This window comes from Corallococcus sp. 4LFB, assembly GCF_046520365.1.
GTDB lineage: Bacteria > Myxococcota > Myxococcia > Myxococcales > Myxococcaceae > Corallococcus > Corallococcus caeni.
Genome location: NZ_JBKGHJ010000494.1, coordinates 1 through 5949, shown reverse-complemented (window position 1 = coordinate 5949; position 5949 = coordinate 1). Strand labels below are relative to the sequence as shown.

Annotated in this window: 6 protein-coding genes and 1 pseudogene; all 7 read right to left on the bottom strand. The window is 70.7% G+C overall.

All coding sequences use genetic code 11. From position 1 onward, the window contains the following. On the bottom strand, nt 1–562 hold a 562-nt coding region (locus ACLEQD_RS34980; RefSeq protein WP_410390071.1), incomplete at its 3' end, for a J domain-containing protein. A gap of 93 nt (nt 563–655) precedes the next feature. After that, nucleotides 656–1906 carry an aspartate aminotransferase family protein gene (locus ACLEQD_RS34975; protein ID WP_410390069.1) on the bottom strand — a complete coding sequence of 417 codons (1251 nt, stop codon included), beginning with the start codon at nt 1904–1906 and terminating at the stop codon, nt 656–658. Nucleotides 1907–1940: 34 nt separating this feature from the next. Then, on the bottom strand, nt 1941–3338 hold the full coding sequence (gene hslU, locus ACLEQD_RS34970; RefSeq protein ID WP_410390068.1) for an ATP-dependent protease ATPase subunit HslU: 1398 nt from the start codon (nt 3336–3338) through the stop codon (nt 1941–1943). 12 nt (nt 3339–3350) lie between these two features. Continuing rightward, the gene (gene hslV / locus ACLEQD_RS34965) at nt 3351–3878 is read right to left on the bottom strand and encodes an ATP-dependent protease subunit HslV (protein WP_120527843.1); all 528 of its coding nucleotides are present in this window, start codon (nt 3876–3878) and stop codon (nt 3351–3353) included. A gap of 80 nt (nt 3879–3958) precedes the next feature. Continuing rightward, complete coding sequence (locus ACLEQD_RS34960) at nt 3959–4348, bottom strand: DUF1801 domain-containing protein (protein ID WP_410390066.1); 390 nt, start codon at nt 4346–4348, stop codon at nt 3959–3961. 24 nt (nt 4349–4372) lie between these two features. Then, nucleotides 4373–5275 carry a tyrosine recombinase XerC gene (locus ACLEQD_RS34955; protein WP_338278667.1) on the bottom strand — a complete coding sequence of 301 codons (903 nt, stop codon included), beginning with the start codon at nt 5273–5275 and terminating at the stop codon, nt 4373–4375. A gap of 63 nt (nt 5276–5338) precedes the next feature. Then, a pseudogene (locus ACLEQD_RS34950) lies at nt 5339–5949 on the bottom strand (kinesin); the annotation flags it as partial.

Below are 5949 nucleotides of genomic sequence, written 5' to 3'. Positions count from 1 at the left end.
CGGCGGGAGCGCGCGGCGGCTCCTGGCGGCTGAGGGCGTTGTGGGCGTCGGTGAGGCGCTTGAAGATGCGCTCCAGCCGGGCGCGGAAGCTGCCCAGGTTCTTGCCGAAGTAGCGGTCCGGGTGGAAGCGGCGGGAGGCGTTGTAATAGGCCTGCTTCACCTCCTGGGGGCTGGCGCCCCGGGCCACGCCCAGCACCGCGTGGTGGTCCATCCCGTCCAGCGAGCGCTCCATCTCGATGATGTCGCGCTTCTGCTCGGGCTCCAGGTCCACCTCCTCCGCCATGGCGGCGTCCACCACCGGGGCGGCGGGAGGGGCGCGCTGCACCACCCGGGCGGGGACGATGGCCCCCTTGGCGCGCAGCGACAGCAGCACGGCGATGGTGCGCGCCTCTCCCAGCGAGGAGCGCGACAGGACGGCGTCGATGCGCTCGACGCGGCCCACCAGCGCCAGCACCGAGCCCTCCTCCGGGCTGAGCTGGAGTCGGGCCGGGTCCAGGTGGGGCACCGTCGCGATGTGGTCGGTCCTGCCCCCCAGGCCGACGATGGGGTTGGGCGCGCTCAAGGTGTCACGTTCCGCAAGCTGGCGAATCCCCGAGTGTAGGTGTGCGGGAAGCGGGGCGTCAAACTTCCCGGGTCCGTGGGACCCCTCCCCTTTCTACAGCGAGGAGAGGACACGCTGGAGGATGCCCAGCGCTTCGTCCAGTTCCTTCGTGGAGATGATGAGGGGCGGGGCGAAGCGGAGGGTGGTGTCCCCGGCGGCGTTCACCAGCAGGCCGGCCTCGCGCAGCTTCGCGATGACGGGGGCGACCTCCCGGTCCAGCTCCACGCCCAAGAGCAGCCCCAGCCCGCGCACGGCCTTGACGCGCCCTTCTGGCAGCGCGGCCTGGAGCGCTCGCGCCCCGGCGAGCAGGTGCTCCCCCTTCGCCTGCACGTCCGCCAGGAAGCCGGGCTGGCGCAGCAGCCGCATCACCACGTTGCCCGCGGCGGCGGACACCAGGTTGCCTCCGAAGGTGGAGCCGTGGGTGCCCGGGGAGAGGCTGACGGCCAGCTCCTCGCGGCACAGCATGGCGCCGATGGGCAGCCCGTTGCCCAGCGCCTTGGCCAGGCTGATGGCGTCCGGCCGGATGCCGTGGTGCATGAAGCCGAAGGGCTGGCCGGTGCGGCCCATGCCCGTCTGGACCTCGTCCACGAGCAGCAGCAGGCCCTGCTCGTCACAGAGGGCGCGCAGGCCCTGGAAGAAGCCCGGGGGCGCCAGGCGCACGCCGCCCTCGCCCTGGATGGGCTCCACCAGGATGGCGGCGGTGTTGGGCCCGATGGCGCGGCGGACCGCGTCCACGTCGCCGTAGGGCAGGTGCCGGAAGCCCTGGGGCAGCGGCTCGAAGCCGGCGTGGTACTTCGGCTGGCCGGTGGCGGTGACGGTGGCCAGCGTGCGGCCGTGGAAGCCCTTCTCGAAGGAGAGGATCTCGAAGCGCTCCGGCGTGCCCCGGTCCTTCATCACCTTGCGCGTCAGCTTGATGAGGGCCTCGTTGGCCTCCGCGCCGGAGTTGCAGAAGAATGCGCGCGGCAGCCCGGCCCAGTCGGTGAGCTGCTCGGCCAAGTCTATCTGCGGCTGCGAGTAGAAGGCGTTGGAGACGTGCCACAGCGTGTCCAGCTGCGCCTTGGCCGCCGCGACCACCTCCGGGTGGCAGTGGCCCAGGGCGCACACCGCGATGCCGCCGATGCAGTCCAGGTACACCTTGCCATCCGCGTCCCACACCCGGGTGCCCTGCCCGCGCACCAGCGCGATGGGTTGCTGCTTGTAGTTCTGCAGCAGGTGCTGCTTCGCCTTCTGGATGAGGGGCTCGTTGCCAGGGGCGGACGCGGGGGACGGCGGCGCTTGCAAGGTGGGGTACCTCTCTCTGCTCATGACGCGGTGGGACGACGCGGCGGACCCTAGCGCGCTAGAGGATGTAGCGCGACAGGTCCTCGTCCTGGACGATGGCGCCCAGGCGCTCGCGCACGTAGGCGGCGTCCACCTGGAAGTCGCGCGGGCCCTGTTCGCTGGCGGTGAAGGACACCTCGTCCAGCAGGCGCTCCAGCACGGTGTGCAGCCGCCGCGCGCCGATGTTCTGCGTGCGCTCGTTGGCCTGCTGGGCGATGCGGGCGACCTCCGCCACCGCGTCGTCGGTGAAGGACAGGCGCACGCCCTCCGTGGCGAGCAGCGCGGTGTACTGGCGCATGAGCGAGTTCTTGGGCTCGCGCAGGATGCGCACCAGGTCCTCGCCGGACAGCGCCTCCAGCTCCACGCGGATGGGGAAGCGGCCCTGGAGCTCCGGGATGAGGTCCGACGGCTTGGAGACGTGGAACGCGCCCGCGGCGATGAAGAGCATGTGGTCCGTCTTCACCTGGCCGTACTTCGTGTTGACGGCCGAGCCCTCCACGATGGGCAGGATGTCGCGCTGCACGCCCTCGCGCGACACGTCCGGGCCCCCGCCGCCCTTGCCGCCCTCGCGGCTGGCGATCTTGTCGATTTCGTCGATGAAGACGATGCCGCTGGACTCGGCGCGCGCCACGGCCTCGCGCTGGACGCGGTCCGGGTCCACCAGCTTCTGTGCTTCTTCCGCGCGCAGCACCTGGAGCGCCTCCGGCACGCGCAGCTTGCGCTTCCGGGTGTTCTTCATGCCCGGCATGTTCTTGAACAGGTCCTGGAGGTTGACGCCGATCTCCTCCATGCCCTGGCCGCTGAAGTTGCGCATGAAGGTGGGGCTGCTCTCGCTGGTCTCCACCTCCACGGTCTGATCATCCAGCGTGCCGGCGCGCAGCTGGGCGCGCAGCTTCTCCCGCTCGCTGTCGCCCAGCGGCGAGGGCGCGGGGGCCGGCGGGGGCGAGAAGCCGAACGGCGGCGACGACGCGGTGCGCGTCTGGCCGCCGTTCTTGATGAGCTCCATCAAGCGGTCCTCGGCCAGCTCCTCCGCGCGCGGCTTGACCTTCTCCGTCTCCTCCTCGCGCACGAGCGCGATGGCGGACTCCACCAGGTCGCGGATCATCGACTCGACGTCGCGGCCCACGTAGCCCACCTCCGTGAACTTGCTGGCCTCCACCTTCACGAACGGGGCCTGGGACAGCTTCGCCAGGCGGCGGGCGATCTCCGTCTTCCCCACGCCGGTGGGGCCAATCATGATGATGTTCTTCGGGTAGATCTCATCCCGCAGGTCGTCCGGCACCTGCTGGCGGCGCCACCGGTTGCGCAGCGCGATGGCGACGGCGCGCTTGGCGTCGTTCTGCCCGACGATGTAGCGGTCCAGCTCGCTGACGACCTCGCGAGGCGTGAAGGCGGACAACTTGCGCGATTCGGCCACGGGGCGGTCCTCTCAGAGCTCTTCGTAGGTGACGTTGGAGTTCGTGTAGACGCAGATGTCCGCGGCGATGGCCATGGCCTGCGTGCAGATGTCCCGGGCGGACAGCTGCGAGTGCGCCTGGAGGGCGCGTGCGGCGGCGAGCGCGTAGTGGCCGCCGGAGCCCACGGCGGCGATGCCGTGGTCCGGTTCGATGATGTCGCCCGCGCCGGAGAGGATGAAGGTCTTCTCCTTGTCCGCGACGATGAGCAGCGCCTCCAGGCGGCGGAGGAAGCGGTCGGTGCGCCAGTCCTTCCCCAGCTCCACGCAGGCGCGGGCGAGGTTCTTCTGGTGCTCCTTGAACTTGGCCTCGAAGCGCTCGAAGAGGGTGAACGCGTCCGCGGTGCTGCCCGCGAAGCCGGCGATGACCTGACCGTCGCCGATGCGGCGCACCTTGCGCGCCGTGTTCTTCATGATGGTCTTGTCGAGGCTGACCTGACCGTCGCCCGCGATGACGACCTTCCCTTCGCGGCGGACGCAGAGGATGGTGGTGCCGTGGAACATGACCGGGGGTTTAACAAGCCCGCCCGTCCCGGACTCATAAAAACGGCCCGGCTGTCCGCTCCCTCACCCTGGGGACGCGCTCAGGTCGCGGTCGCCTTCATCCAGCGGCCCACCAGCTTCACCAGGGCGGCCTTCTTCGCCTTCACCGTCTTCGCGTCCGGCAGCGTCACGACGCCCCGGTCCGGCGCCAGCCACTCCACGAGCCCCGAGTCGTCCTCGAAGGCGAAGCCCTTCGTGTCCTTCACCTTCGCGCCCCGGTGGAGGATGACCTGGAAGATGCCCCTGGGGGCCAGGCGGAACGTGACGCGGTCGTCGCCGGAGTGGACGAAGCTGGGGGCCTTCCACTTGATGCGCTCGGTGATGGCGGGGTCGGAGGCGAGGATGGCCGCGCGCACGGCTTGAATCTCCGCCTTCAGCGGGTGCTCGAGCTCCGCAATGTACTGGTCGACGTCGTCAGCGCTGTTGGCCATCCTCCGCCCCTTCCTTCCGCCTCGTCACGCGCGCGGGTGCGCGGCGTCGTAGACCTCTTGCAGCTGTTCGAAGGTCACGTGGGTGTACTTCTGCGTGGTGGACAGGCTCGCGTGGCCCAGCAGCTCCTGGATGCTGCGGATGTCCGCGCCGCCGCCCAGGAGGTGCGTGGCGAACGAGTGGCGCATCGCGTGCGGGCTCACCTTGCGCGCCAGGGCCAGCTTGAGCACGTACGCGTCCAGGTGCCGCGCGATGCTCCGGGGCGTGAGGCGCCCGCCGCGGAAGTTGAGGAACAGCGCGTCCGGGTCCTGCGCGTCGTGCACCGTGGCCAGCAGCTCGCCTCGCCGTGCGAGGTACGCCTCCAGGGACTGGATGGCCTTCGCGTTGAGCGGCACCAGCCGCTCCTTGCTGCCCTTGCCCATCACCCGGACGATGCGGCTGCTGCGCTCCACGCCCAGGAGGTCCAGGCCGCACAGCTCGCTGATGCGCAGGCCGCCGCCGTACAGCATCTCCAGGATGGCCTTGTCGCGAAGCCCCAGCACCGTGCTCACGTCCGGCATGTCGAGGATGGCGAACACCTCCTCCACCGGCAGCACCTTGGGCAGCGACTTCGGCAGCTTGGGGCTCTTCACCAGCTTCGCGGGGCTGGCGGACAGCAGCTTCTGCCGCACCAGGTACTTGTAGAACGACTTGATGCTCGCCAGCCGCCGCGCGCGGCTGGAGGGCGCGTGGTCCACGCTGAGCGTTCCCAGGTAGCCACGAATGGCCGCGTGCGAGCCCGCGAGCAGCGACAGCTTCATCCGCTCCACGAGGTAGCGCTCGTAGTCCACCAGGTCGATGAGGTAGTTGCGCACCGTGTGAGGGGATGCGCCCTTCTCGCCTTCGAGGTGGTCCTTGAACTGCGCCAACAGCGGGGACAGGGTCGACATGGTCGGGGAAGCCTAGGGGCCTCCCCGAGCCTCGCAAGATTCGCGGCGCTCCGCGACCCCTGACTACTTCGCGGGCGCCGGAGCGGGCTCGACCGCCGGCGCCGTGCCCGAGGGAGCCGGCGCGTCCGGCAGCTCGGACGGCACCAGCCTGGGCAGCAGCACGCGGCAGGCGTCCTCGGACAGCCAGTCGTACGTGCACAGCCACTCCGTGACGGGCACGCGCACCTGCCAGCCCAGCACGAAGAGGATGAGCAGCGTGAGGCCCAGGCGGGCCCCCAGCGACATGCCGTCGCTCTCGTCGTCATCCCGCGTGTGGCGCAGCGCCCCGCGCACCAGGTCCGCGCGGTCCACGCGCGCGTTCCTGGGCAGCTTCGGCTTGCGGGTGATGAGCGTCGCCACGCCGCGCGTCAGCATCAGCCTGTCATTGAGCGCCCAGCCGGAGCCCTCCAGCAGCAGCGCCAGGTTGCGCCGGCGCAGCTTCATCCACCCGAGCAGCCCCGCGGGCGCCATCACCACGATGGCCAGGATGGTCGCCGCGGTGATGACGTCCACCAGCGTGAGCGACTTCACCTGCGTGAGGATGAACGCCAGCGACGAGCCCAGCGCCGCGAACGCGATGCCGCCCGCCGCGAGCACGCCCGCGAGGCCGCCCCCCGCCGGAGCCGCCGCGGGCG